This window comes from Nonomuraea sp. NBC_00507 (assembly GCF_036013525.1).
Classification (GTDB): Bacteria; Actinomycetota; Actinomycetes; order Streptosporangiales; family Streptosporangiaceae; genus Nonomuraea.
Genome location: NZ_CP107853.1, coordinates 2,384,637 through 2,407,132, shown reverse-complemented (window position 1 = coordinate 2,407,132; position 22,496 = coordinate 2,384,637). Strand labels below are relative to the sequence as shown.

The window sequence follows — 22,496 nt, the reverse complement described above, 5'->3', positions numbered from 1 at the left end:
CCGAGGAGCCGCCTCCTCGCTAACCCCTAGAGGGACGGGCGCGTCGCCCGCGCCCGCCCCAGGGAACGACCGTCAGACCTTCTCGACCTCTGCCCACTCGATCTGGTTGAGCAGGTTGATCTTGACGTTCTTGACACTCGTCGAGTAGCCGGAGTTGTTCCGGTAGAAGTACACGGGGATGTACGGCAGTTCCTCGTTCAGGATGTCGTCGGCCTGCTGGTAGAACTTCAGACCCTCTTCGACCGTGGCCGCCTGGTCACCCTTGGAGATCAGGTCGTCGAACTTCTTGTTGGAGTAGCCACCGTAGTTCGACCCGGTCGCGATGGCGCCGGTGCTGAAGATCGGCGACAGGTAGTTCTCCGCCGACGGGTAGTCGATGGCCCAGCCCATGCGGAACAGACCCTTGTACGTCTTCTTGTCCAGCTCGTCCAGGATGGCGGCGAACTTCTCGAACGGCTTGGCCGTGGCCTCGATGCCCAGGTTCTGACGGAGGTTGTTGGCAACCGCCTCCATCCACTCCTTGTGGCCGCCGTCGGCGTTGTAGCCGAGTTCGAGCGTCTTGGGGCCGCCGGCCGCGTCGTACAGCTTCTTGGCCTCGGCCGGGTTGTACGTGCAGGCCTTGCAGGCGCCCTGGCGGTAGCCCGCGATGGCCGGGTTGATGAAGTCGTCGGCCGGCGCGCGGGTGCCGGAGAAGACCGTCTCGGCGATGGTCTTCCTGTCGATGGCCATCGAGATGGCCTTGCGGATGTCGACCTTGTCCAGCTCGGGGTTGTACTTGAGCGGAACACCGATGTAGCCGACGCCGGCGTCCGGCTGGTCCTGGTAACGCTCACCCAGAGTGCTCTTGGCGGTGGAGATCGCGGCCGGGCTGAGCGAGTCGTGGATGTCCAGGTTGTTGGCCTGGAGGTCGTTGAACGCGACGTCCGAGTCCGTGTAGAGCTTGAACTGAAGCTTCGTCCAGCCCTTCGGCTTCGTGCCCGGGTACTTGTCGTACACCGTCATGTCGATGGTCTGGTCGGTGCCCTTCTTGTAGGCCTTGTCCATCTTGAACAGACCCTGGCCGATGGGCTGCTCGCCGTAGGCCTGCGTCACCTTGCCGTCGGGGCCGAAAGCGGCCTTGGGCAGCGGGTAGAAGGCGGTGTAGCCGAGCATGACCTTGAACTGCGAGAACGGCGCCGCGAGGGTGACCTTCAGCGTCGTGTCGTCGACGGCCTCCAGACCCTTCATGGTCTTGGTGGTGACCGTCTTGCCCTCGCCCGGGTTGAGGTCGGCGAAGCCGTCGATGCGGCCGAAGAAGTAGCCGGCGCTCTGCGCGTTCTCCTGGTTGGCCGCGTAGTTCCACGCGTCCACGTAGTTCTGGGCGATGAGGGGCTCACCGTTGTGCCAGGTGTAGCCGGACTTCAGCTTGATCGTCCAGACCTTCTGGTCATCACTGGTGATCGACTCGGCCGCGGCCTCGACGGCGTTCTTGTTCTCGTCATAGTTGACGAGGGGCTCGAAGAGAGCGGCGAGGGTCTCGGCTCCCTCGGACTCCGTGGTGTTCGACGGCACCAGGAGCTCCTGGGGCTCACCGAGCTCCATTCGGACCGGCGTTTCTGCGGAGCCGCCACCGGTGGCAGTGCCGCCGGTGTCCGAGGCACCGCCGCCACACGCGGCAACCGCGAGGGCGAGCAGCGCGGTACCGGCGACGATCTGTGCGCCCTTAGTAACACGCATAGTGAAAGAAATTCCTCCCTCTACAGTGGGCGTACAGCTCTGAGCTGCAGTGGTGTGCGCAGCCTGACGGGAGAGTCCTGGTATCTCCCCCGGGTTTGGCTGACATGGTCAAGCCAGCTGAACGCCCTGCCAGTCGATCGCGACTATCCCTTACTACTTGCCACCAGCGAGTCTCTGGCGCGTTGCAGTTCGGTCACACAAGTGCCTATCCACCGTCACAGACATTCGGCGCGATCTGTGCCAAAGCACACAAAGTTTATACAACCGGTCAAGCCTGGACATGAACAGTCGATGAAAAGTACCTCCTACACGACCGTGCACGCGCCCTTGCCACCACACCGCGCCCCGCTGGGCTACGGTTGAGCAGGTCTTGACGACGCCTTGGAACCCAGCGTCCCAAGAGTCCGTCCAACTGACTGTCGCCGCCCCGTGCGACAGGCACCCCACCGACCGGGATCCAATAGAGTCCTTGCCATGAGCCAGCCGGAATCCGCTGTCGCGGACGCCCAGGCGGGCGGCCGAAGCGGGCAGGAGCCGCTGGCCAAGCTCGCCAAGCGATATGGGCTTCGCCGTGCCATCGCGCGGCCGAGGTTTCCTGTCTACCTGCGCCAGTTGTGGCAGCGGCGACACTTCATCCTGACGTACGCGACCTCCCGCAACGTCACGAAATACTCCAATTCGGCCCTGGGCCAGCTGTGGCAGGTGCTGACTCCCCTGCTCAACGCCGCAATCTACTTCCTGATGTTCGGCGTCATCCTGGGCGGCAGCAAGGACATCGTGAACTACCCGGCGTTCCTGCTGACCGGGATGTTCATCTTCACCTACACGCAGCGGACCGTCACCGCGGGCGCCAAGTCGATCTCGGGCAACCTGTCGATGATCCGGGCCCTGCACTTCCCCCGCGCCTCGCTGCCGCTGGCCTACACGATCCAGGAGCTCCAGCAGCTCGCCATCTCCATGGGCGTGCTTCTCACGCTCGTGGTCGCCACCGGCGAGTGGCCCACCTGGTTCTGGCTCATGATCCCGGTGGTGCTGGCCCTCCAGACGATGTTCAACATCGGCGCCGGCCTGGTGATGGCCCGGCTCGGAGCCACGATGCGCGACCTCAACCAGTTGCTGCCGTTCATCACGCGCACCTGGCTCTACGCCTCGGGTGTCTTCTTCGCGATCCAGGACAAGGTAGTGAACTCCGCCGAGCTGCCCCAGTGGGTGGCCAACGTGATGTACCTCAACCCGGCCGCGTCCTACATCGAGTGGATGCGCGAGATCCTGATCAAGACTCATAACCCTGAGTTCGGCCACCACCCGCCACCAATGGTCTGGATGTCTTGCGTATTCTGGGCGGTGTTCGCTCTCGGTTTCGGCTTCTGGTACTTCTGGCGGTCCGAGGAGAGGTACGGGCGTGGCTGAACTGACCAAGGAGCTGTCACAGGTGAAGGGCGAGAAGCCCGCCGTCCCCGGCAAGGATGTGAGGGTGCATCCCAACCCGGAACCCTCGGGCAAGCGGCCGCTCGACGTCCCCACGGGCACTCCCACCGTCATCGTCGACGACCTCCACATCGTCTACCGCGTCTACGGCGCGGCCTCGGACAGCGAGAAGGGCAACGCGGTCAACGCCCTCACGCGCATTCTGAAGCGCCAGGGACGCCCGCAGATGAAAGAAGTCCACGCGGTCAAGGGCGTCACCTTCGTGGCCTATCACGGCGACGCCATCGGCATCGTGGGCCGCAACGGCTCGGGCAAGTCCACGCTGCTGCGCGCCATCGCGGGCCTGCTGCCGCCGCACAAGGGCGCCGTCTACACCGACGGCCAGCCCTCGCTACTCGGCGTCAACGCGGCACTCATGCGCGAGCTGACCGGCGAGCGCAACATCGTGCTCGGTTGCTACGCCATGGGCATGACCCCGGCCGAGGTCCGGGAGAAATACCAGGAGATCGTCGACTTCTCCGGCATCGATGAGTTCGTCCAGCTGCCCATGTCCACCTACTCCTCCGGCATGGGCGCCCGCCTGCGCTTCGCCATCTCCTCCGCCAAGACCCACGACGTCCTGCTCATCGACGAGGCCCTGGCCACCGGAGACCGCGAATTCCGCAAGAAGAGCGAAGAGCGCATCCGCCAGATCCGGGAGTCGGCCGGCACCGTCTTCCTCGTCGCCCACGACCTCAGGGTCATCGAGGAGACCTGCAACCGCGTGATCTGGCTGCACAAGGGCAAGATCAAAATGGACGGCGACCCGAAGGAAGTCATCGCCGCCTACAACAAGGGCTGACCAGGAATTTTGATCATCACTTGCCCCAGCACCACCCACCCGTACTTCGGTTGAGGATCTCCAAGCAACTGCAGCCCTTCAAGCAACCCCATCTTTTACGCGCTGCCGTGGTCTGCCAGACGCCCTAGCCGGCTGCCGGAGCGGCGAGCCTTGGGGCGGAGAGCGGCAGCTTGCGTGACCAGCGGAGCCCCGTGCGAGCGCAACCATGAGACGGCCTTCCAGGGGAACGGCCTCTGACCCTTCACCGGCTGAGCGCCGTTACGCGAGCCCACGTTGGCCGGCTCCGTTGCATGGCTTGACCGTCAGACGCTTCGATCTTGTGTGCGAAACCAGCGGGGCTGTAGGGGCAAAAGACTGACATCGGGGGTGGCGTTCCGATAGGATTCGAACGTCGTTTCGATCCGAGGACCGGTGATGGAGTGGGGGCTCGCGATGGGAGAGCTTTCGGCCGCGATCGACCACCTGGACATCGAGGACGTGTCCGAGATTCCGCGGATGCAGCTCGCTGAGCAGCTCATTGAGCTGCACTGGCAGATGGCCAGACTGCAAGCACAAATAGCCCGCCGCACAGGCGTCCGCCTCCCCTGAGCCGCATGCGGCGGTCACCACGCGGGAGGCGTGAGGGCAAGCACGTTGGAGCGAGGGGCCGCCAGCCGCTCCGGCAGCCGAAGTGCGGTGGTTGGGGAGCCACGGCAGCGCGGAAAGGAAGAGAAGGGGGCGCGTGCCGCGCCGCCGCCCTGCGAGAAGAACGGCGCGGCACACGAGAGCGGCTACTTGATCACCGCCATACCCGGTTCCCGAGCGTTGGCACCTAGGACGCCCGCGAACCGGCATGCCGGCTCTCGGCCAGCCGCGTTCTCCGCCTGCACCTCGCGTCTAATCGTGAACCTAGTAATCCCACACCGAACTGGTCGGCGCGTCGGAGGTCCACCCGAGAGCGGTCCACAGGTCGCTGTAAGAGCCGGTGGTCCCGGGCACCGCCGCGACGAGCGGGGTGACCTCGGCGGGGACTTGCCCGACCGTCGAGGACAGCTTGCTCGCCGTGCCGGGGAGCGCGTCCCTGGCTGCTTGAGCGAGGTCGGCCAGCATGGAGTCGCTGGTCAGGATCTCGAAGCCCTTCAGGGCGCCGTTCGTGGTCGCCGGCTGCGCGAGGCGGGATGCGCCCGGCACCGACTTGGTCAGACCGCCCTTGCCCAACGACTTTTGGCCGGCGATGGGCGACAGCTCGGGCAGCGGCCCGCCGAGGCGAGTGACGTCCTCTGCCGCGTTGGGACCGCCGAGGCTGCGTCGGCCCCGCGCCGCGATGGCGGCGTCACGCTCGGCCTCGGTCATCTGGCCCGTCGGCTGAGCGGCGGACTTGGACTTGGTGACGCCGCCGAGCAGCCCGCCGAGCAGGCCTCCGCCGGTGATCCCGCTCAGGAGACCCCCGAGCGGACTGCCTGCCAGGTTGGTGACCCCGCCCAGGCCATCGGTGGGAGCGTACCTGGCCGCGTTGTATTGGACTTCGGCTTGAGCTGGCACGGCCAGAGCCGCCGCCAAGCCGAATGCTGTGACGGCGACCGCCGCCTTGACTACTCGATTCATGTTGCCTTCCCGGCTCGTGATCGATCGCTCTCGAATGCGGTGGAAATGCGAATCGATAACCCCCGTATGCCGCGGCGTACACGCTATGGGCACCACACGGAGCGTGGCATCGCGGCTGAGCTACGCCAGCAGTTCTATCACTCGCGATGATCGGCCGCAGGCGCATGAATGCCCATGTAGCAGGGGTTTGCAGCCCGGTTACCGAGTGCGGGGGGAGCGTTGAGCGGGAAGACAAAACGGAAATAGGAGGGTCTTGTTTCCGATATAGCGCAGGCGATTGCGGCGCGTGCGGGAAGGCGCGGAGCGGCCCTCCGGCCCGGGCACAATGGGGTCGCGAAAACAATTGTGCCGGGCCGGAGGGCCGCGAATTTTCCGGTTGCTGTGGACGCGCTGGACCGCTCAGACCGGCAGCAGTGCTTCGGCCGGCTCGAACGGAAAACGCTCGGCGAAGGCCGGGCGCAGATCCGTCAGCCAGACCGCCGTCGGGTCGTAGCGCGCGAAGAACGGCCGCCCCACCAGGGAGGGGTCGCGCGCCTGAATGAAGTGGAGCATGAAGACCTGCTCCCCGGCGATTTCCGTGACGCCGTCGACGCACACCTTCCCGGGCGTGGCCGACATGGACGGGCCCCGGACCGTACGGCAGAGTCCGGACACCGTCGAGTACGCATCCCTGAAGATCTCGTACGCGCGGGCCAGGGGAACGGCGAAGTAATCCTGCGGCCCGGTGTCGCGTTCGATGAACATGTAGTAGGGGATCATCCCCATCCTGAGTTGCCGCCGCCACATGGAGGACCACACCACGGGATCGTCGTTGATGGATCGGATCAGCGGCGCCTGGGTCCTGATCGTGGCTCCGCTGCCGAGAATACGCTTGACCGCTGATTCGACCAGCGGCGACTCCAGCTCGCGTGGGTGCGAGAAGTGGGCCATGAACGCGAGGTTCTTGCCCGCGTTCACCACCTCCTCGAACAGGCCGAGCGTGGCGTCCGCGTCGGGGTCGGTGGTGAAACGCTGCGGCCAGTAGGCCAGCGCCTTGGTGCCGATCCTGATCGATTCCAACTGCTCCAACTGGAGCAGCGGCTCGATATATCGCCTGATGACGGGCTCGCCCATGATCATGGCGTCGCCGCCGGTGATCAGGACGCTGGTCACCTCGGGATGCCGGCGAAGGTAGCTCACCATCTGACCGATGTCATCGGAGGCGAACTTCAGGTCCGCGTCACCAACGAACTGGGCCCACCGGAAGCAGTAGGTGCAGTAGGCGTGACAGGTCTGCCCTTGCTTAGGGAAGATCAGCGCGGTCTCTTGATATTTGTGCTGCATGCCAGGCACAGGCTCCTCGTCCATCTTCGGGACGTTGAGCTCCTTCTGACCTGCAGGATGCGGGTTGAGCTGCGCGCGTACGCGGTTCGCTTCGGCCTGGATCTCGGCGTTGGGCGCTTCGGCCTTCAGCAGATCGGCCAGCCTGGCGACGTCAGCAGCGGGAAGCATGTCCTCCTGAGGGAAGACGAGCCGGTAAATGGGGTCGTCGGGCGCTGCCGACCAATCTATGAGTTCATCCACGACATAGGCGTTCGTCCGGAAAGGCAGCACCGTGGCCACGGCGCGGACCTTCAGCCGCTCCTCGTCGCCGAGCCCCGCCCGCTGGAGGAGCTCGTCGAGGTGCTTGGACGTGTACGCCTTGAAGCGTCGTGTGCCAGCTTGGTTCAAGATCACTAGGCCTTTCCCATCTTTTTTGTTCGATCGGGTGTAAACCTCACGACCCTGTCGCGCGTCTACGGTCCTTAATACCCGGACGCTCCCCGCCGCGTCAGCGGTTCCGCTGGCCTCCAAGTTTTCCTTCAGGTTCACGGAAACGATCAGCAATCGGTTCACGCCACTCGCGACATATCGCGAATTGGCCTAGACTGACTCTTCGTGACCGACGATCCAGACCTGCGCGCCTCGGACGCCGACCGCGACCGCGTGGCCGCGGTGCTGAGCGAGGCGCTCGCCACAGGAAGACTGACCAGCGTCGAGCACGCGGACCGCCTGGACCTCGCCTACACGGCGAAGACGGCCGGCGAGCTCGTCCCCCTGACCCGGGACCTGCCCGAGGTGTCCGCGTCCAACGTGCCCGTCGCCATCGAGCGGCAGAAGATCGACTCGAAGTTCAGCAAGATCGTGCGCAAGGGCCGCTGGGTGGCGTCCCGCAACACCAAGCTCACCGCGCGCTTCGGGGCGCTCATCATCGACCTCTCGGACGCCGTGCTGCCCGGGAGGGAGATCACGATCGAGACGAACGCCTGGTTCAGCAAGCTCATCGTACGGGTTCCCGACAACGCCCATGTCATCGACGAGGGGGGATCGATGTTCGGCAAGCGCAATGTGACGGGCGGGTCCCATGCGGATGGGCCGCTGATCCGGGTGACGGGGAGGTCCGTGTTCTCGAAGGTGATCGTCTCCCGCGGTAAGGACGACTGGAACCTGCATTGATCTCCTACCGTTCTCCCGCCGCACCGCGGCTGCCTAAGCGGCGCGCTTGGGGCGGAGAGCGGCAGCTCGCGTGACCAGCGGAGCCTTCTTGACCCCCTAAGGCTGACATGTCGGCCGTCGGCGGCGTGCACATTCGTCGATTGCGCCCGCGCAGTAGGAGGTTCCGATTCAGTCCCCTAAGAGGGTGGGACTGGAAGGGGCGATGGTGGGAACCAAGAGGTCCTACCCGCCGGTTAACCTTGCAGCTGCCTCGCCTACGATGCGGACATACCGAGCCCGCGTTTCGGCCAAGCCGTGACGGCGGGCTCGATGCCGTACGAGGTGATCATTGTCCGACAGCAAGCCCATCGCGCTGGACGCCATGGGGGGCGACCACGCACCGCACGAGATCGTGGCGGGTGCGGTGCACGCCGTGCGCGAGCGCGGCCTGCCCATCGTGCTCGTGGGCTCCCCCCGCGTGCTCTACGAGGCGCTCGCCGACCACGACGCCACCAAAGAGGTCCCGATCGTCCGGGCCGAGGAGGCCCTGGCGATGGACGAGGGCGCCCTGGCCAGCCTGCGCCGCCCCCGCTCCAGCATCGCGATCGCCTGCCACCTCGTACGGCGCGGCGACGCCAGCGCGGTCGTGTCGGCCGGGTCCACGGCAGGCATCGTGGCCACCGGCAGGCTGCGACTCAAGGCGCAACAGGGCGTGCAGCGACCCGCCATAGCCGTGGCGCTCCCCACGCTCCCCCGCCCGACGCTGCTCGTGGACGCCGGCGCCAACGCCGAGGTCAAGCCCGAGATGCTGGTGCAGTTCGCGCACCTGGGCACGGCCTACGCCGAGCTGGCCTACGGCATCACCCAGCCCAGGGTCGGCCTGCTCACGATCGGCGCCGAGGCCGAAAAGGGCACCAAGCTCATCAAGCGCGCCCACGAGCTGCTGCAGACCTCCCCCGACATCAACTTCGCCGGCAACGTGGAGGGCTATGACCTGCTGACCGGCAAGGTCGAGGTGATCACGACCGACGGGTTCACCGGCAACGTGGCGCTGAAGACCATGGAGGGCGCGGTCCGGTACGCGTTCGCGGAGCTCAAGCACACGATCGAGGACAGCAGACTGGCCAGGCTGGGCGCGGCGCTCCAGCGGTCACGCCTGCGTGAGCTGCACCGCCGCCTCGACGCGGAGGCGTACGGCGGAGCGGTGCTGCTCGGGCTGAACGGCACCGTCGTCATCGCCCACGGCTCGGCCAAGGCGCCGGCGATCAGCGCGGCCTGCCGGCTCGCGGCCGACCTGTCCGCTGAAGGCATCGTGGCCGGAATCGGCGAGAGGGTAGCCGCCACACATCGCTCACACCGGCTGTGGTGACCCCGTAGTCTGTGACACCGATCCACAGATACGGGGGGTTATGTGGACGGGCTTGCCTTAACGGTGGATGGGCTCACCTCGGCGCAAGTGGCGCTCGCGAAGGCCAACCACGTCCCGCGCCGGTCGAGCAGATCGCTCGGCGCGATCATCAGAGCGAACGTCCTCACGCTGTTCAACTTCGTCATCGGCGTGCTCTGGGTGCTGATCCTGATCTTCGGTGAGTGGCAGGACGGCCTGTTCGGGTTGATCATCGTGGCCAACGCGTTGATCGGTATCGTCCAGGAGCTGCGTGCCAAACGTACGCTCGACAAGCTAGCGGTGATCAACGAGGCGCCCGTCCGGGTCCGGCGGGACGGCAGGGAGCAGGAGATCCAGCCCCGCCAGGTCGTGCTCGGCGACCTGGTCCTGCTCGGCCCCGGAGACCGTCTGCTGGTGGACGGCGAGGTGGTCCGGTCCGACGGGCTCGAGGTCGACGAGTCGCTGTTGACCGGCGAGGCCGACCCCGTGCACAAGAAGGCGGGCGACGAGGTCCTGTCGGGCAGCTTCGCGGTGGCGGGCTCGGGCGCGTTCGTGGCCACGAAGGTCGGCACCGACGCGTACGCCGTGAAACTGGCCGAGGAGGCCGGCAAGTTCCATCTCGCGCACTCCGAGCTGCGCGCGGGCGTCGCGAACTTCATCAAGTACATCACTTGGCTGGTCATCCCGATCGGCGCCCTGCTGATCTACAGCCAGGTCAGCAACTCGGTCGACTTCGGCACCGCGATCACCGGCGCCGTCGCGGGCATCGTGACCATGATCCCCGAGGGTCTGGTGCTGATGACCTCGATCGCGTTCGCGGTCGGCGTCGTACGCCTGGGTCGCAGCAAGTGCCTGGTCCAGGAGCTGCCCGCAATCGAAGGCCTGGCCAGGGTGGACGTGCTCTGCCTGGACAAGACGGGCACCCTCACCGCCGGCGGCATGGACCTCGACGAGGTGCTGCCGCTGCGCGACGACCAGCCGATCGACGGCGCGCTGGCCGCCCTGTCCCACGTCGACCAGCGGCCGAACGCCACCGCCCAGGCCATCCGGGCCCATTACTCCGCCGACGACGGCTGGACCGCCCGCGAGAGCGTGCCGTTCTCTTCGGCACGCAAGTGGAGCGGCGCCGACTTCGGCGAGCGCGGCGTCTGGGTGCTCGGCGCCCCAGACGTCCTGCTGGACGGCGGCGAGGGGTATGCACGGGCCGCCGAACTGGCCACCACGGGCGCCCGCGTCCTCGCACTCTGCAGCGCCGACCGCCTCCCCGCCCCAACCGGCGGCCTCTCGTCCGCCCCGGCCACAAGATCCGTGGCGGACGGCGGGCGCGTGGCGCTCCAGGCTGTCGCGCTGGTGACGCTCAAACAGCGCATCAGGCCCGACGCCCGCGAGACCCTCCGCTACTTCGCCGAGCAGGGCGTGACGGTCAAGGTGATCTCCGGCGACAACCCTGAGGCGGTCTCCGCGATCGCCACCGGGCTGGGCATCCCTGGCGGCGACCGTTCGGTCGACGCCAGAACCCTCCCTGACGACGACATGGAGAAGCTGGGCGAGCTCTTGGACGCGCACGCCGTCTTCGGCCGGGTCAGCCCGCAGCAGAAACGCACGTTCATCGCCGCGCTGCAGGCCCGCGGCCACACCGTGGCGATGACCGGCGACGGCGTCAACGACGTGCTGGCGCTGAAGGACGCCGACCTGGGCATCGCGATGGGGGCGGGCAGCCCGGCGACCAAGGCGGTCGCGCAGGTGGTGCTCCTGGACAACAAGTTCGCGACACTGCCGCACGTCGTGGGAGAGGGCCGCCGGGTTCTGGCCAACATCGAACGGGTCTCCAACCTGTTCCTCACCAAGACCTTCTACGCGATCGTGTTATCGCTGGCCGTCGGCGTGGCCGGGGTGATGTTCCCGTTCGCTCCCCGCCACTCGACCCTGACGAACGCCCTGACCATCGGCGTCCCGGCCTTATTCCTCGCCCTCGCGCCCACCCTCGAGCGCGCCAAGCCCGGGTTCGTGCCCCGCGTGCTGCGGTTCGCCGTGCCAGCGGGGGTGCTGTGCGCGGTGGCGGTGCTGGTGTCGTTCTGGGCCGCGCACAGCGGGACCTCCACGCTCGTCGAGGACCAGACGTCCGCGGTGATCACGCTGTTCCTCACCACGTGGTGGGTGCTCGTGCTGATCGCCAGGCCGCTCAACTGGTGGCGGGTGGTGCTGGTCGCCTCCATGGCGGTGGCGTTCGGGATCGGGTTGACGTTGCCGTTCGTCAGGGCGTTCTTCGCGCTCGAACCCGGTGACATCAGCAACGACCTGACCGCCGTCGGTGTCTCGCTCGTGGCGGCCGCGGCGATCAGCATCGCGGTCAAGGTCGCCGGTACCCTTAGAGCATGACCGACCCGCAGATAGTGCTCACCGAGCGCGTCCAGCAGGCGCTGGCGCACGCGTTCGGCTCGGAGCACGCCGACGCAGATCCGCTGATCCGGCCTTCCCAGTTCGCCGACTTCCAGGCGAACGTCGCGCTGAGCCTGGCGAAGCGACTGCGACGGGCGCCGCGGGAGGTCGCCGAGGCGATCAAGGCGGAGCTGTCGGACTTCCCCGGCACGGTCGAGGTCAGCGGGCCCGGCTTCCTCAACATCACACTCGATGACTCATGGATCGCGGCCGAGGCACAGCAGATGGCGGCCGACCCGCGGCTCGGCGTCGGGATGATCACGCCGTCGCAGACCGTGGTGGTCGACTATTCCGCGCCTAACGCCGCCAAGGAGATGCACGTCGGCCACCTGCGCACCACCATCGTCGGCGACTCGCTGGCCCGCCTGCACGAGCACCTCGGCAACACCGTGATCAGGCAAAACCATCTGGGCGACTGGGGCACGCCGTTCGGCATGCTCATCGAGCACCTCCTCGACATCGGTGAGGAGACCGCGGTCGCGCAGCTCGAAGCCGGCATGGGGACGGAGTTCTACCAGGCGGCCCGGGTCAAGTTCGACGGCGACGAGGCGTTCAGGCAGCGTGCCCGCTCGCGGGTGACCACACTGCAGGGCGGCGACCCCACCACGATGCGGCTCTGGCACGTCTTCATGGACGCCACCGTGCGCTACTTCAACAAGCTCTACGAGCTGCTCGGTGTGACGCTGACCGATGCCGACATCGCCGGCGAGAGCATGTACAACCCCATGCTGGACAAGACCTGCGACGACCTGGAGGCGTCCGGGACGGCGGTGATGAGCGAAGGCGCGCTGTGCGTGTTCCCGCCCGGTTTCACCGGTTCCGACGACAAGCCGCTGCCGCTCATCATCAGGAAGAGCGACGGCGGTTACGGGTACGCCACCACGGACATGGCGGCCATCCGCTACCGCGTCCACGACCTCAAGGCCAACCGGATCCTCTACGTAGTGGGCGCCGATCAGGCGCTGCACTTCAGGATGGTGTTCTCGGCGGCGAAGTTGGCCGGCTGGCTTCCGGACACCGTGTCGGCCGAGCACGTCCAGATCGGCATGATGCTGGGCAAGGACGGTCGCAGGTTCAAGACCCGTTCCGGCGAGTCCGTCAAACTGATGGACCTGCTGCAGGAGGCCATCGACCGGGCGTCGGCGCTGATCGCGGACCGGGGTTACGACGAGACGACCCAGCGGGAGATCGCCCATGCCGTGGGTATGGCTGCCGTGAAATATGCCGATTTGTCGGTCAGCCACGACAGCGAGTATGTCTTCGACCTCGACCGCATGGTGGCCACGACGGGCAACACCGGCCCCTATATGCAATATGCGACGGCCCGCATCCGCTCGATCTTCCGCAGGGCGGGGGTCGACCCGGCCGACGCGACGGCCTCGATCGTGCTGGCCGCGCCTGCCGAACGCGCCCTGGGCCTCCACCTGCTCGGTTTCGGCGAGCTCGTCGCGCAGGTCGCAACCGACTCCGAGCCGCACCGGCTCTGTGCCTTCCTCTACCAGACCGCTAGTCTCCTGAGCACGTTCTATGAGGAGTGCCCGGTGATCAAGGCGGGCGTCGACCCCGAGACGAGGGATCACCGGCTCGCCCTGTGCGCGCTGACCCTGCGCGTGCTGGAGACCGGGCTCGGCCTTCTGGGCGTTCCCGTCCCCGAGCGTATGTAACAGACAGTTGGTTCAAAGTCCCCGTTCCGTGTTGTGGGCGCGCCTCCACCGGATTGGCGCGCCCCAACGACTACGCTTTACGCGGTCATGAACTGAGGCCGACATGGGGGAGTTCTCTGCCTTGAGCACGGACCTGACTGCGAGCCCCCAGGCAGCGACGGAGGTGCATCGTTACGCCGAGGCTCTGCTGGCGCACCTCGCCGCGAACGGCAGCGTGCCACCCGCCGCACCGGGGTTTCGCGACGTACCCAGCTACTGGCTTCCCCCGGCCATCGAGGCACTGGCCGCGATTCTCGCCGGCGACGACCCGCTGGAGCCGCTGAGCCGGGCGGCCGGTCGCGACCAGCAGCGGACCGCGCTCTTCCTGTGCCTGGCGCTCGCGGTGTCCGGGCAGGGCAGCCGCATCCACGCCTCGTGGCTGGGCACCGCCTTCGGCGAGCTGTCACTCGACCGGCCGGTCACGCACGGCCAGCGCTCGCTGTGGCTGGCCGCCGCCAGAGGCGCGTACGGCCCGGCCGGCAAGATCTTCGTCCTGCGCAAGCTCGACGCCCTGGCCGTCCAGGAGCACGCCGACCCCGAGCAGTGGGTCCAGGCGTTGATCCCCGGCAAGCCGACGGTCGTCGTTCCTCCGTCGCTGGTCGACTTCCCGGAGATGGCCGAGATCCCCGAGCTGGCCCGGCCGTCCATGGCCGCCGATCGCCTGAGGAGGCTGCGCGGCCGATGCGCGGAGATCACCTCGACCCGGCAGGCCGAGCACGACTCCACCGCCCCGCTCGACAACAGCTCGGGCAGCCCGGCCGTGACCTGGGCCGAAGACGAGCCGCTCGCCGTGCTGCGCTCGCTGATCGGCTCTGGCGGTCCCGAAGGGCCGATGGCCTCGCTCGGCACGCACCTGCTCGACGACCTGCGTCCCGGCGCCGACCCGCACCTCGCGGCGATCGCGCTGCACGTGGCGGCGCCGGTCCTGCGTGGCGTGGCCGAGGAACTGGAGGCCGACAGCCGGCTGGAGCCACCTGCCACGCTCACCGTGCCGCTGCTCGGCCACCGCATCCACCTGCGTCCCGAAGGCCCCGACCAGTCCTCGCTGGCCGCGGCCGAGCACTCGATCATCACCGAAGGAGCCGTGCCGCGCCCTCTCCCGTGGGCCGCGATGATCCTGATCGTGACCGGGATCGCCTGCCTCATCGGGGCGGTGGTGGTCAACAGCCTGCTCGCGGCGGCCGGCGTGACCATGATCGGCCTGGCCGGCTGGCAACTCTGGCAGCGCCGCAAACTGGTCCAAGCGGACGCGCAGTTCGTGGGGGCCCAGGTCGGCGAGCTGAGGGAACTGGCCGAAGGGGCGGTGTGGGCGCTGCACGCGTACGCTCGCGAAGCGGACGAACGTGCGAAGCAGGCCGCCGACGACGCAGCCGAACTGACTCGGCTGATCCGTCGCGGCCCGCGCGCCGCGTAATGGATGTCTGGCAAGAGCTGCGCTGACCCGCTGAAGCCGCCGCCCCGGTCGCTGCAGCGGACCCGCTGAACGCCGCCGCCCCGGTCGCTGCTCCCGACCCGGCTCATCGCACTGAACCGGCCAGCCGAACAGCACCATTCCGCCAACCGTCGCGGACGCACTGGAGGCGAGCCACCGCGGCGGCAGCCCGCTCAGCGCTCAGCAGGTGTTGCTCTTAAGTCGTCTCGATCTCCACATGAGACGGGGCGAGCAGGAAGACACGATCGGCGATGCGCTCGATCCGCCCCTCGCACCCGAAGGCCAGTCCGGCGGCGAAGTCGACCATCCGCGTCGCCTCGGGCATCGCCATGCCGGAGACGTCCATGATCACTGTCTGCCCTTCACGGAAGTGCTGACCGATCAACGGCGCGTCGTTGTACTTGAGCGGCTGGACCATCACGATGCGCGACGAGTCGACGTTCGCGCGCCACCGTCTGGCGGCCCGCTCGGTCGCCGGGACGTACTCGTCCTCGTAGTGCTCGTCGTCGTCATAGCCCTCGTCGTAGTGATCGACCCCGCTCAGGCCAAGGTAGCTCACCACCTTGCGCACTGCCCCCATCGGCTTGTCCTTTCCTCAGGAACTCACCGTAATCGGCACGTCCCTACACATTGGACGGTAACCGACGATTCCTCATTCGCCACGCGACACGCCCAGCCCTAATTCCATTTTGTACGGCTTGCAGCTCGCTTGCAGCTCGATATCCGTGGCCCGTATAGCATCAGCCACATGCGCCTCTTCACTGTTGACGCCTTCACCAGCACAGCTTTCCAGGGTAATCCGGCGGCCGTCTGCCTGCTGGAGACTCCGGTTACTGACAGCTGGATGCAGAGCGTAGCCGCCGAGATGAACCTCTCCGAGACCGCCTTCCTGCTCGGCGATTCGTTGCGCTGGTTCACCCCTGCAGTTGAGGTCACGCTCTGTGGTCATGCCACGTTGGCGACGGCCCACGTGCTCTATTCCACGGGCGCGGCGACGGGGCAGCTCGAATTCAAGACGGCGAGCGGCACGCTTACCGTGAATCGTCTCGGCGACGGCATGATCACGATGGATTTCCCGGCCAAGGAGGTGACCCCCGCCCCCGTGCCCGGCGGCCTGGAGAAAGCACTCGGCGTGACACCTGTGCAGGTCGGAAATAGCCACCTTGACCTGCTGGTGGAGGTGGACTCTGAGGAAACCGTGCGGACCCTTTCCCCCGATATCACCGCCTTGGCCGCCCTGGACGCCAGAGGTGTCATCGTCACCGCCCGCGGCACCGACACGGATTTCGTCTCCCGTTTCTTCGCCCCCAAGGTCGGCGTCCCCGAGGACCCGGTAACGGGTTCGGCGCATTGTGCGCTCTCGCCGTATTGGTCGGCCCGCCTGGGTCGCGCCTCATTGGTCGGCGCCCAACTGTCGAGGCGAGGCGGCCTGGTCCGCGTGACGCTGGACGGCGACCGCGTGCATCTGGCCGGCCGAGCCGTGACAGTCCTCTCGGGCACCTTGCATGTCTGACATGGATCTCACTTTACGCGATCGCGAGATTACACAGAGCGGGACGCGCGTGTCGCCGGCAGATCCTGACTCCCATCTCCAACCGCTCAAGGGTGCGCTGACCGGTTCGACCGTTCCCGTTGGCATACGCCCCCGGCCTCAACCAACCCCACGAGACCGCACGAGTGCGGGGCCCCTACAGGGCTCCCAAGAGCTGCCGTGGCCATCGCAAGCGCTTGCTCACCGCGGAGTTGACGGGTTAATGTCGTAGCGACGCGATCCAGAATGATGGAACCCGGGGACAGGTCGTTCCTCATTCAGGGCTGACGAAGCAGCTGGATCATCCGCGATGTCCCGTGCCAACGGACACGCGTTCCGGGGGGAAAAGGCGCCGCCGGCGTCTGGGAACTGACCCAACGGACCGTGGACCGGGATCGCAGATGATCGTGATAAACGCAACCTGGCAACGAGTGGCACTCGGTGCGCTTTTGGTTCTCCTCTTGATCCCCGTGGTCGCGCTGATGGCGCCCGTTCTCCCGTTCCTGATCTGGCGGGTCGAAGGCCGGGAGTTCGTGCTCGCTCTGTTCGACAAGATCACCGACCTTGCCAGGGCGCTCGTTCCCAGGGAGGAGAGTCGCGACTCGCCCGGCGCGGGCTTGAAGCCGGCGCCGCGCGGCTCGAAGAGGATCAGGTCGGCGGCGAGCTGAGTGCAGGAAACAGAAAAGCCCCGACGCGTTGTGCGTCGGGGCTTTCCCCAATCAAAGATTGTCCGGCGGTGACCTACTCTCCCACACCCTCCCGAGTGCAGTACCATCGGCGCAGGGAAGCTTAACTTCCGGGTTCGGAATGTAACCGGGTGTTTCCTTCCCGCCATAACCGCCGTAACCCTGAGAAACAGCCTGTTTGCTGTCTCAGAATTGCGTAGTGGACGCGAGCAACGACTAGAAAAGTCTGCTTTGTGGTCAAGTCCTCGGCCTATTAGTACCGGTCAGCTCCACGCGTTACCGCGCTTCCACCTCCGGCCTATCAACCCGGTCGTCTACCGGGGGCCTTACCCACTCTCGTGGTGGGAGACCTCATCTCAAGGCGAGCTTCCCGCTTAGATGCTTTCAGCGGTTATCCCTTCCGAACGTAGCCAACCAGCCGTGCACCTGGCGGTACAACTGGCACACCAGAGGTTCGTCCGTCCCGGTCCTCTCGTACTAGGGACAGCCCCTTTCAAGTCTCCTGCGCGCGCAGCGGATAGGGACCGAACTGTCTCGCGACGTTCTAAACCCAGCTCGCGTACCGCTTTAATGGGCGAACAGCCCAACCCTTGGGACCTACTCCAGCCCCAGGATGCGACGAGCCGACATCGAGGTGCCAAACCATCCCGTCGATATGGACTCTTGGGGAAGATCAGCCTGTTATCCCCGGGGTACCTTTTAGCCGTTGAGCGACACCGCTTCCACATGCCGATGCCGGATCACTAGTCCCAGCTTTCGCTCCTGCTCGACCCGTCAGTCTCACAGTCAAGCTCCCTTGTGCACTTACACTCGACACCTGATTGCCAACCAGGCTGAGGGAACCTTTGGGCGCCTCCGTTACTCTTTAGGAGGCAACCGCCCCAGTTAAACTACCCACCAGACACTGTCCCCGATCCGGATCACGGACCAGGGTTAGACGTTCAAAACGACCAGAGTGGTATTTCACCAATGACTCCACCCGAACTAGCGTCCGAGCTTCCCAGTCTCCCACCTATCCTACACAAGACGCTCCAAACGCCAATGTCAAGCTGTAGTGAAGGTCCCGGGGTCTTTCCGTCCTGCTGCGCGTAACGAGCATCTTTACTCGTAGTGCAATTTCGCCGGGTCTGCGGTTGAGACAGCGGGGAAGTCGTTACGCCATTCGTGCAGGTCGGAACTTACCCGACAAGGAATTTCGCTACCTTAGGATGGTTATAGTTACCACCGCCGTTTACCGGCGCTTAAGTTCTCACCTTCGCCAGCTTGCGCTGACTAAGCGGTCCCCTTAACGTTCCGGCACCGGGCAGGCGTCAGTCCGTATACATCGTCTTACGACTTCGCACGGACCTGTGTTTTTAGTAAACAGTCGCTTCCCCCTGGCCACTGCGACCCCCACCAGCTCACAGAGCTAGTCCGATCACCAGCAGAGGTCCCCCTTCTCCCGAAGTTACGGGGGCAATTTGCCGAGTTCCTTAACCACAGTTCACCCGATCGCCTTAGTATTCTCTACCTGACCACCTGAGTCGGTTTAGGGTACGGGCCGCCACAACACTCACTAGAGGCTTTTCTCGGCAGCATAGGATCATCCACTTCACCACAATCGGCTCGGCATCACATCTCAGGCTGAATGGAACGCGGATTTACCTACGTTCCGCCCTACATGCTTACCCCAGGTCAACCATCGCCTGGGCTGGACTACCTTCCTGCGTCACCCCATCGCTTACCTACTACCCAATCAGGTCGAGCGTTCAGCCTCACCCACACTCCGAAGAGCGTCAGGGACTTAAGGACTCTTAGTATCAAGGGGTTCGATATGGGCGCATTGAAGCGGGTACGGGAATATCAACCCGTTGTCCATCGACTACGCCTGTCGGCCTCGCCTTAGGTCCCGACTTACCCTGGGCGGATTAGCCTGCCCCAGGAACCCTTGGTCATCCGGCGCGAGGGTTTCTCACCCTCGATTCGCTACTCATGCCTGCATTCTCACTCGCACAGCCTCCACAACTAGATCACTCTGCTGCTTCACCGGCTGCACGACGCTCCCCTACCCACCAACAGCACATAGCTGTCAGTGCCACGACTTCGGCGGTGTGCTTGAGCCCCGCTACATTGTCGGCGCAGAATCACTTGACCAGTGAGCTATTACGCACTCTTTCAAGGGTGGCTGCTTCTAAGCCAACCTCCTGGTTGTCTCTGCGACTCCACATCCTTTCCCACTTAGCACACGCTTAGGGGCCTTAGTCGGTGATCTGGGCTGTTTCCCTCTCGACTACGAACCTTATCGCCCGCAGTCTCACTGCCACGCTCTCACTTACCGGCATTCGGAGTTTGGCTGACGTCAGTAACCTTGTCGGGCCCATCGGCCATCCAGTGCTCTACCTCCGGCAAGAAACACGTGACGCTGCACCTAAATGCATTTCGGGGAGAACCAGCTATCACGGAGTTTGATTGGCCTTTCACCCCTACACACAGATCATCCCCCAGGTTTTCAACCCTGGTGGGTTCGGTCCTCCACCCAGTCTTACCTGAGCTTCAACCTGCCCATGCGTAGATCACTCCGCTTCGGGTCTACAGCATGCGACTCAAACGCCCTCTTCAGACTCGCTTTCGCTACGGCTCCCCCACACGGGTTAACCTCGCCACACACCATAACTCGCAGGCTCATTCTTCAAAAGGCACGCAGTCACATCACACACAAGGCGAACCTCATGTAAGCTCCTACGGCTTGTAGGCACACGGTTTCAGGTACTCTTTCACGACCCCTCACCGGGGCACTTTTCACCTTTCCCTCACGGTACTCGTGCACTATCGGTCACCAGGGAGTATTTAGGCTTACCAGGTGGTCCTGGCAGATTCACACAGGATTTCTCGGGCCCCGTGCTACTTGGGATCCCCTCAAGAAGCCTTCAAGATTTCGCCTACCCGGCTCTCACGGTCTACGGCAGCCCTTCCCAGAGCTTTCAACTACCTCGAAGGTTTATCACTTCTTGCAGACTCGGCAGAGACTGCCAGAGGGTCCCACGACCCCGGACGTGCAACGCCTGCCGGCTATCACACACGCCCGGTTTAGCCTCATCCGCTTTCGCTCACCACTACTCACGGAATCACTCTTGTTTTCTCTTCCTACGGGTACTGAGATGTTTCACTTCCCCGCGTTACCACCAACCGCCCTATACATTCAGGCGGAGGCAACACCACATGACTGGTGCTAGGTTTCCCCATTCGGACATCCCCGGATCAACGTCTGGTTGGCGACTCCCCGAGGCTTAACGCAGCCTCCCACGTCCTTCATCGGCTCCTGATGCCAAGGCATCCACCGTGTGCCCTAAAAAACTTGGCCACAAAGATGCTCGCGTCCACTATGCAAATCTCAAACAACAAACAGCAACCGGATCCCAACCCGCAACCGCGAGCTGTTCACCGGTCCTGTGTCCGAAGAAACCGAGCGCAATGCCCGTTCCCTCAGGACCCAACAGTGTGTCCAGACCCAGTCCAAGCCCCCGGTAACTCCGTTCCCACTCCCACCCCTTTGAGGGGGCGGGCGGTACTAGCAGTCCGGCAACCCGGCCTAGCTGAGTAGCCAGTGCTCCACTAGTGAGCTGTCACCCCACCACACGTTCGGTGGCGATGGGTGAAGATGCTCCTTAGAAAGGAGGTGATCCAGCCGCACCTTCCGGTACGGCTACCTTGTTACGACTTCGTCCCAATCGCCAGCCCCACCTTCGACCGCTCCCCCCAGCAAGCTGGTTGGGCCACGGGCTTCGGGTGTTGCCGACTTTCGTGACGTGACGGGCGGTGTGTACAAGGCCCGGGAACGTATTCACCGCAGCGTTGCTGATCTGCGATTACTAGCGACTCCGACTTCATGGGGTCGAGTTGCAGACCCCAATCCGAACTGAGACCGGCTTTTAGGGATTCGCTCCACCTCGCGGTATCGCAACCCTCTGTACCGGCCATTGTAGCATGTTTGCAGCCCAAGACATAAGGGGCATGATGACTTGACGTCATCCCCACCTTCCTCCGAGTTGACCCCGGCAGTCCCCCATGAGTCCCCACCACCCCCGAAGAGGCGTGCTGGCAACATGGAGCAAGGGTTGCGCTCGTTGCGGGACTTAACCCAACATCTCACGACACGAGCTGACGACAGCCATGCACCACCTGTCACCCAGTCCGAAGAGGGCCCCATCTCTGGAGCTTTCCGGGTGATGTCAAACCTTGGTAAGGTTCTTCGCGTTGCGTCGAATTAAGCAACATGCTCCGCCGCTTGTGCGGGCCCCCGTCAATTCCTTTGAGTTTTAGCCTTGCGGCCGTACTCCCCAGGCGGGGCGCTTAATGCGTTAGCTCCGGCACGGAGATCGTGGAAGACCCCCACACCTAGCGCCCAACGTTTACAGCGTGGACTACCAGGGTATCTAATCCTGTTCGCTCCCCACGCTTTCGCTCCTCAGCGTCAGGTAAGGCCCAGCAAGCCGCCTTCGCCACCGGTGTTCCTCCTGATATCTGCGCATTTCACCGCTACACCAGGAATTCCACTTGCCCCTGCCTACCTCTAGCCGGCCCGTATCCACCGCAGACCCGCAGTTAAGCTGCGGGCTTTCACGGCAGACGCGACCAGCCACCTACGAGCTCTTTACGCCCAATAATTCCGGACAACGCTTGCGCCCTACGTATTACCGCGGCTGCTGGCACGTAGTTAGCCGGCGCTTCTTCTGCAGGTACACGTCAACTTCGTCCCTGCTGAAAGAGGTTTACAACCCGAAGGCCGTCATCCCCCACGCGGCGTCGCTGCGTCAGGCTTCCGCCCATTGCGCAATATTCCCCACTGCTGCCTCCCGTAGGAGTCTGGGCCGTGTCTCAGTCCCAGTGTGGCCGGTCGCCCTCTCAGGCCGGCTACCCGTCGTCGCCTTGGTAGGCCACTACCCCACCAACAAGCTGATAGGCCGCGAGCCCATCCCCAACCGAAAAGACTTTCCACCACCACCCGATGCCGGAGGCGGTCGTATCCGGTATTAGACCCAGTTTCCCGGGCTTATCCCAGAGTCAGGGGCAGGTTGCTCACGTGTTACTCACCCGTTCGCCGCTCGAGTACCCCGAAGGGCCTTTCCGCTCGACTTGCATGTGTTAAGCACGCCGCCAGCGTTCGTCCTGAGCCAGGATCAAACTCTCCAAACAATGATCATGTTCGGATGAATCATCCAAGCAATAACCGTCAAAAATGACGGGGTCATACATGTGTGATGCACATGCACTGGCTTTTAACACACTGTTGAGTTCTCAAGAAACGGACGCGTTTTC

The 22,496-nt window shown here is 64.8% G+C and carries 14 protein-coding genes and 3 rRNA genes; 10 read left to right on the top strand and 7 right to left on the bottom strand.

Going from position 1 to position 22,496, the window contains the following annotated elements:
* Nucleotides 1–72 precede the first annotated feature (72 nt).
* On the bottom strand, nucleotides 73–1,716 hold the full coding sequence (locus OHA25_RS12205) for a peptide ABC transporter substrate-binding protein (protein WP_327587667.1): 1,644 nt from the start codon (nucleotides 1,714–1,716) through the stop codon (nucleotides 73–75).
* 474 nt (nucleotides 1,717–2,190) lie between these two features.
* Between OHA25_RS12205 and OHA25_RS12200 the strand changes: the two genes are divergently transcribed.
* The 3 genes from OHA25_RS12200 (at nucleotide 2,191) to OHA25_RS12190 (ending at nucleotide 4,573) form a co-directional block, all read left to right on the top strand.
* Nucleotides 2,191–3,126 carry an ABC transporter permease gene (locus OHA25_RS12200; RefSeq protein WP_327587666.1) on the top strand — a complete coding sequence of 312 codons (936 nt, stop codon included), beginning with the start codon at nucleotides 2,191–2,193 and terminating at the stop codon, nucleotides 3,124–3,126.
* Complete coding sequence (locus OHA25_RS12195; RefSeq protein ID WP_327587665.1) at nucleotides 3,119–3,985, top strand: ABC transporter ATP-binding protein; 867 nt, start codon at nucleotides 3,119–3,121, stop codon at nucleotides 3,983–3,985. The genes OHA25_RS12200 and OHA25_RS12195 overlap by 8 nt, the downstream gene beginning before the upstream one ends.
* 414 nt (nucleotides 3,986–4,399) lie before the next feature.
* Nucleotides 4,400–4,573 (top strand): hypothetical protein, encoded by a 174-nt coding sequence (locus OHA25_RS12190; protein ID WP_327587664.1) that lies wholly within the window; start codon nucleotides 4,400–4,402, stop codon nucleotides 4,571–4,573.
* Nucleotides 4,574–4,873: 300 nt separating this feature from the next.
* Here the strand turns inward: OHA25_RS12190 and OHA25_RS12185 are convergent, their stop codons facing one another.
* Together OHA25_RS12185 and OHA25_RS12180 are read right to left on the bottom strand one after the other, a co-directional pair.
* Nucleotides 4,874–5,569: a hypothetical protein gene (locus tag OHA25_RS12185; protein ID WP_327587663.1), complete on the bottom strand. Its 696-nt coding sequence runs from the start codon at nucleotides 5,567–5,569 to the stop codon at nucleotides 4,874–4,876.
* A gap of 399 nt (nucleotides 5,570–5,968) precedes the next feature.
* Nucleotides 5,969–7,285, bottom strand: a complete 1,317-nt coding sequence (locus OHA25_RS12180; RefSeq protein WP_327590967.1) for a KamA family radical SAM protein — start codon at nucleotides 7,283–7,285, stop codon at nucleotides 5,969–5,971.
* Between the two features lie 201 nt (nucleotides 7,286–7,486).
* Here OHA25_RS12180 and OHA25_RS12175 point away from each other — a divergent pair, with 201 nt between their 5' ends.
* The 5 genes from OHA25_RS12175 (at nucleotide 7,487) to OHA25_RS12155 (ending at nucleotide 14,966) form a co-directional block, all read left to right on the top strand.
* On the top strand, nucleotides 7,487–8,044 hold the full coding sequence (locus OHA25_RS12175; RefSeq protein ID WP_327587662.1) for a DUF1707 SHOCT-like domain-containing protein: 558 nt from the start codon (nucleotides 7,487–7,489) through the stop codon (nucleotides 8,042–8,044).
* 328 nt (nucleotides 8,045–8,372) lie between these two features.
* Entirely contained in the window at nucleotides 8,373–9,392 is a 1,020-nt protein-coding gene (plsX, locus tag OHA25_RS12170) for a phosphate acyltransferase PlsX (protein WP_327587661.1), read from the top strand.
* An 87-nt stretch (nucleotides 9,393–9,479) separates the two neighbouring features.
* The gene (locus OHA25_RS12165) at nucleotides 9,480–11,789 is read left to right on the top strand and encodes an HAD-IC family P-type ATPase (RefSeq protein WP_327587660.1); all 2,310 of its coding nucleotides are present in this window, start codon (nucleotides 9,480–9,482) and stop codon (nucleotides 11,787–11,789) included.
* Nucleotides 11,786–13,513 carry an arginine--tRNA ligase gene (argS, locus tag OHA25_RS12160; protein WP_327587659.1) on the top strand — a complete coding sequence of 576 codons (1,728 nt, stop codon included), beginning with the start codon at nucleotides 11,786–11,788 and terminating at the stop codon, nucleotides 13,511–13,513. Before OHA25_RS12165 ends, argS begins: the two co-directional genes overlap by 4 nt.
* Nucleotides 13,514–13,634: 121 nt before the next feature.
* Nucleotides 13,635–14,966: a hypothetical protein gene (locus tag OHA25_RS12155; protein ID WP_327587658.1), complete on the top strand. Its 1,332-nt coding sequence runs from the start codon at nucleotides 13,635–13,637 to the stop codon at nucleotides 14,964–14,966.
* A 214-nt stretch (nucleotides 14,967–15,180) separates the two neighbouring features.
* Here the strand turns inward: OHA25_RS12155 and OHA25_RS12150 are convergent, their stop codons facing one another.
* Nucleotides 15,181–15,564 carry a cell division protein SepF gene (locus OHA25_RS12150; RefSeq protein ID WP_305919704.1) on the bottom strand — a complete coding sequence of 128 codons (384 nt, stop codon included), beginning with the start codon at nucleotides 15,562–15,564 and terminating at the stop codon, nucleotides 15,181–15,183.
* A gap of 168 nt (nucleotides 15,565–15,732) precedes the next feature.
* On the opposite strand from OHA25_RS12150, the gene OHA25_RS12145 reads away from it, so the two are divergent.
* Together OHA25_RS12145 and OHA25_RS12140 are read left to right on the top strand one after the other, a co-directional pair.
* Entirely contained in the window at nucleotides 15,733–16,497 is a 765-nt protein-coding gene (locus OHA25_RS12145; RefSeq protein ID WP_327587657.1) for a PhzF family phenazine biosynthesis protein, read from the top strand.
* A gap of 479 nt (nucleotides 16,498–16,976) precedes the next feature.
* On the top strand, nucleotides 16,977–17,183 hold the full coding sequence (locus OHA25_RS12140; protein ID WP_327587656.1) for a hypothetical protein: 207 nt from the start codon (nucleotides 16,977–16,979) through the stop codon (nucleotides 17,181–17,183).
* A gap of 60 nt (nucleotides 17,184–17,243) precedes the next feature.
* Here the strand turns inward: OHA25_RS12140 and rrf are convergent.
* The 3 genes from rrf to OHA25_RS12125 all read right to left on the bottom strand — a co-directional run bounded on the left by rrf (nucleotide 17,244) and on the right by OHA25_RS12125 (nucleotide 22,373).
* Nucleotides 17,244–17,360 (bottom strand): 5S ribosomal RNA (gene rrf / locus OHA25_RS12135).
* 74 nt (nucleotides 17,361–17,434) lie between these two features.
* Nucleotides 17,435–20,541, bottom strand: a 23S ribosomal RNA gene (locus OHA25_RS12130).
* Nucleotides 20,542–20,849: 308 nt separating this feature from the next.
* A 16S ribosomal RNA gene (locus tag OHA25_RS12125) occupies nucleotides 20,850–22,373 on the bottom strand.
* Together the 16S, 23S and 5S rRNA genes form the textbook arrangement of a ribosomal RNA operon.
* Nucleotides 22,374–22,496 lie beyond the last annotated feature (123 nt).